General features: G+C 67.1%; 6 protein-coding genes. All 6 read left to right on the plus strand.

Going from position 1 to position 4,465, the window contains the following annotated elements:
* Positions 1 to 376: HK97-gp10 family putative phage morphogenesis protein (locus D474_RS0102965; RefSeq protein ID WP_017612113.1), on the plus strand; the 376-nt coding region annotated here is incomplete at its 5' end.
* Positions 373 to 801: a DUF3168 domain-containing protein gene (locus D474_RS0102970; RefSeq protein ID WP_152476606.1), complete on the plus strand. Its 429-nt coding sequence runs from the start codon at positions 373 to 375 to the stop codon at positions 799 to 801. The genes D474_RS0102965 and D474_RS0102970, both read left to right, overlap by 4 nt.
* A gap of 66 nt (positions 802 to 867) precedes the next feature.
* Entirely contained in the window at positions 868 to 1,287 is a 420-nt protein-coding gene (locus D474_RS0102975; protein WP_017612115.1) for a phage tail tube protein, read from the plus strand.
* Positions 1,287 to 1,682: a hypothetical protein gene (locus D474_RS0102980; RefSeq protein WP_017612116.1), complete on the plus strand. Its 396-nt coding sequence runs from the start codon at positions 1,287 to 1,289 to the stop codon at positions 1,680 to 1,682. Before D474_RS0102975 ends, D474_RS0102980 begins: the two co-directional genes overlap by 1 nt.
* 29 nt (positions 1,683 to 1,711) lie before the next feature.
* The gene (locus tag D474_RS30810; protein WP_017612117.1) at positions 1,712 to 2,158 is read left to right on the plus strand and encodes a phage tail assembly protein T; all 447 of its coding nucleotides are present in this window, start codon (positions 1,712 to 1,714) and stop codon (positions 2,156 to 2,158) included.
* Positions 2,159 to 2,169: 11 nt separating this feature from the next.
* Entirely contained in the window at positions 2,170 to 4,404 is a 2,235-nt protein-coding gene (locus D474_RS30330; protein WP_017612118.1) for a phage tail tape measure protein, read from the plus strand.
* Positions 4,405 to 4,465 lie beyond the last annotated feature (61 nt).

The following is a 4,465-nucleotide window of genomic DNA, read 5'->3' on the forward strand; positions in this document are numbered from 1 at the left end:
TATGAGCAAGCGCCGCATCAAGGTCGAGGGCTTGGAGGAACTGGAACGCAAGCTCCGGCACCTGCCGCGAAGCCTGGAGTCCGAGGCGGAGGTCGCCACTCGAGATGAGGCCGAGGAGGTGTACGAGGCAATGCGGGACCGTGTCCCGGTCGCGTCGGGCACGCTGCGTGGTGCGATCGGACGCCGCCAGACGGGACCGCTCACGATGGAGGTGGGCGTGTTCGGCGCGCGCCGCGCCTGGTGGAGCGCGCTCGTCGAGTTCGGCACCAGCACACGCCCCGCTACCCCGTTCGCCGAGCCGTCCGCACGCGAGGCCGAACAGCGCTACCCGGACCGGATGGCGAAGTTCCTGAACACAGAACTGCCGCCCTCATGAGCGCCACCGTTCCCGCACGCCGGCCGATGGCGGACATTCAGAGCGCCCTGTACCAGCGCCTCACCGCCGAGGACGCCGACCTCGGCGCGGCGGTCTACGACTACGTGCCCGAGCCCGAGGCCGCAGCCTGGCCCTACGTGACCATCGGTGAGGCGATCGAGACCCCGGCCAACGCGCACGACTTCATCGGGCGGGACACCACGGTGACCCTGCACGTGTGGTCCAAATACCGCGGATTCGCCGAGGCGAACGCCGTCGCCAACCGTGTGACCGCGCTCCTCGACCACCGGCCCGCCGACCTCGACATCGGCCCCGGCCAGTACACCACCAGCCTGCGGTTCGAGTTCGGGCAGACGCTCCGCGACGAGAACCCCGAGGTACGCCACGCCGTGATCCGGTTCCGGATCCGCACAGCACAGACCTGACAGACCAAGACCACAACGAGCCCCACGCCAACCGGCGCGGGGCTCTTCGTATGTGAGGAGGACCCGATGGCGGGTCATGATGCCTGGTCCACTCTTCTGGAGCGAAGGGGCTCCGAGGGTGAGTGGGAGACCATCGCGAACGTGCACAACGTCTCCGGCCCCGGCCTGGAGCGCGAGGAGTACGACGTCACCACCCACAGCTCCCCGGGGCAGTGGGAAGAGATCATTTTCGGAATCAAGCGCACCGGCGAGGTCGAGTGCGAGGTCTATTTCGATTCCGAACAGCACCTCCATGTGATCCGCGAGGACTTCGCCGGGTCCGAGCCGAACGACTACCGCATGAGCTTCCCCGACGGCGGGTCGTGGGAATTCAGCGCCGGGCTGACGGGGTGCGAATTCGACTTCCCTCATGACGGTCCGATGGAGGCGTCGATGACGTTCAAGCTCAGTGGCCCGCCGAGCTTCATGGATGAGGAGACTTCCTGATGGCTTTTCTGACCGCTGCTCAGATCGAGCAGGTTGACGATCGCAAGTACGAGGACGTCGAGGTTCACGAGTGGGGCGGGACTGTCCGAGTCGTCGGTCTGTCCGGTTCTGACCGTGATTCCTACGAGGCGGCGTTCGTGGACGCCAAGGGCAAGCCTGCGTCCCAGAGGCTGCGCAACGTGCGCGCCAAGCTCCTCGTGAAGTGTCTCGTGGATGGCGAATTCAATCGCCTGTTCACCGACGACAAGGCCAAGACCCTCGGTGAGAAGAACGGTGCAGTCGTAGATCGCCTGTTCGACGTGGCGCGGCTCCTGTCCGGCATCGGCCAGGGGGCGGTAGAGGAGGGAAAAGACGACTCCGAGACCGCCCCGAGCGACAGCTCTACCTCCGAGTAGCCGCTCACCTCGGCATACCCGTCGAGGAGATGCTCCGCCGGACCTCCTCGGCGGAGCTGACCGAGTGGGCCGCATACGAACAGCTCAACGGTCCGCTCGGCGGGCAAAGAATGGACGTGCTGTTCGCCCAGTTGTGCGCGGTCGTGGCCAACGCCCAGAGGGATAAGAAGCAGAAGAAAGCCAAGCCGAAGGACTTCCTGCCCCAGTGGGACCACGGCCGCGGTACCCCGCAGTCGTGGCAGCAACACAAGAGCATCGCGAAGGCCTTGAACGCCGCGTTCGGCGGGGCCGAGAACGGGCGCACACCCGCCCGTCGGGGACAGCCTCGCTACCAGGTACGCGACGACCAGGCCCTACCGAGTGTGGTCGACACCGAGACGGGCCGCACCGAGTGGACCGGTCTGGACTCAGACCAGGCCCGCGAAGTCGCCGCCGGGCTCAACACCACCGCCAAGAAGAAGATGACGCACGCCTGAGGGGGTGAGCCGTGGCCACCCTCCAGGAACTCACCGTCGTGATCGGGGCGGATACCGGCGGGCTCGACGAAATCGACCAGGCCGCCGAGAAAGCCACATCCGGGTTCGACAAGGTCCAGGATTCCGGGCGGCGTCTCACCGATGTCGGCAAAGGCCTGACAGCCGGTGTCACCACACCCATCGTGGGGCTCGGCACCGCTGTGGTGACCACCGCCGCAAGCTTCGAGTCCAGCATGAACGGTGTGCGCGCAGTGACCGGCGCGACGGGGCAGGACCTCGACGACCTCACGGGCCTCGCCCGCGAAATGGGATCAACCACCCAGTTCAGCGCGTCTGAGGCCGCCGCCGGCATGGAGTTCCTCGGCATGGCCGGGTGGGACACCACCGAGATCATGTCCGGTCTACCCGACGTGCTCAACCTCGCCGCCGCCGGCGGAATGGAGTTGGCCGCCGCGGCCGACATCGCATCGAACATCATGTCCGGGTTCGGGATCGAGGCGTCCGAAGCGGCACGGGTCTCCGACGTACTCGCCGACGCCTCGGCGTCCGCGAACACCTCCGTCGAGCAGCTCGGCGGCGGGTTCACCTACGTGGGCCCGGTCGCGTCCTCGGCTGGGATGAGTCTGGAGGAGACCGCCGCAACTCTCGGCGTACTCGCTGATGCGGGCATCCAGGGCGAGCAAGGCGGTACCGCGCTGCGCGGTGCCCTGTCCCAGCTTCTGAATCCGACCGCTCAGGTGCAGGACGTCATGGACGACCTCGGTGTGTCCATCCAGGACGCGGACGGGGCGATGCGCCCCTTCCCGGACATCATGCGGGACCTAGAGAACGCCGGTGCGGACACGTCGGAGATGATGCAGATCTTCGGCCAGGAGGCCGGCCCGGCGATGCTCGCGCTGGTGGAGCGCGGCGCGGACGATGTGGCGGAGTTCACCGCACAGTTGGAAGGTTCCGAGGGCGCCGCTCAAGAGATGGCCGACATCCGCATGGAAGGTCTGTCCGGTCAGCTCAAAGAGCTCCAGTCCGCGGCCGAGGGGCTGATGCTGGAGCTCGGGGACACGGGCCTGTTGAACATCGTGACCAGTGTCGTGCAGCGGTTCACCGAGTGGACACAGAAGATCAACGACACCAGCCCGCGCCTGTTGCAGATCGCCGTAGTCGTGGCCGCCGTCCTCGCTGCCCTGGGGCCGCTGTTGATCGTGGTCGGGATGACGATCACCGCGCTCGGCCAGATCGGCGGTGTGCTGAAGACGGTGGCGGGAGCGCTCCGCGTTGCGGCCGGGGCGAAGGCTTTGTTCTCCGCTGCTCTGTGGGCCTCGCCGATCACCTGGATCATCATGGGCATCATCGCGCTGATTGCCGTGATCGCCCTGTGCGTCGTCTATTGGGACCAGATCGCTGCAGCTGCGTCCAGCGCTTGGGACTGGATCGTCGAGAAGACTTCGGCCGCGGCGACATGGCTTGGTGAGCTGATCTCCGGCGCGATGGAATCGATCATTTCGACGGTCACAGGTTGGGCGGCGTCCCTGGCGTCGCTGGTCTCGGGCGCCTGGTCGACCGTAACCGGCCTCTTCGCCTCGGCTGTGGCCTCCGCGTTGGGATTCGCGAGCAGTCTGGTGTCCGGGGTGCTCGGATTCATTGCCGGACTCGCTGCCCTGCCGGGGATGGTGGGCTCCTACTTCGCGGGCATGGTCTCGACCGCGGCGAGTCAGATCTCGAACCTGATCTCGCAGGCCGCCCAGATCCCGGGTCGCATCATGGGCGCCGTCGGCAACCTCGGCTCGCTCCTGGTCAACGCCGGACGCAACGTCATTCAGGGCCTGATCAACGGCATCCGCGGCATGATCGGCCGGGTCGGCTCGGCCATGTCGAACGTCGCGAGCACGATCCGCAGCTACTTGCCCTTCTCCCCGGCTGAGGTCGGGCCGATGTCCGGCACGGGCGCCCCCGAGGTGTCGGGTGCACGCATCGCCGACCAGCTCGGCGAGGGGATCATGTCCGAGCTCTCCCGAATCGACCGGGCCGCCGACGCCCTGATGTCCCCGCTGGATGACCGGGTCGCCGCCATGCAGGGAGCCGCCGGGCGCATCCCCGCGAACGTGAATGCCTCGGCGTCCCGTGTCGAGGGTCAGGAGCAGCGGGTGGTGATCGACGTGACCGGCGCCGACTCAGAGATGAAGCGCATGATCCGCCGCATGGTCCGCACCGACGGGCGCGGCAACGTTCAGACAGCTTTCGGCCGGTAGGCCCCACACAGAAGGGAGGCCCCAGTGGCCTTCACGAACGCCCTGTACCACCCGATGCTCT

The organism is Nocardiopsis salina YIM 90010 (assembly GCF_000341025.1).
Taxonomy (GTDB): Bacteria; Actinomycetota; Actinomycetes; order Streptosporangiales; family Streptosporangiaceae; genus Nocardiopsis; species Nocardiopsis salina.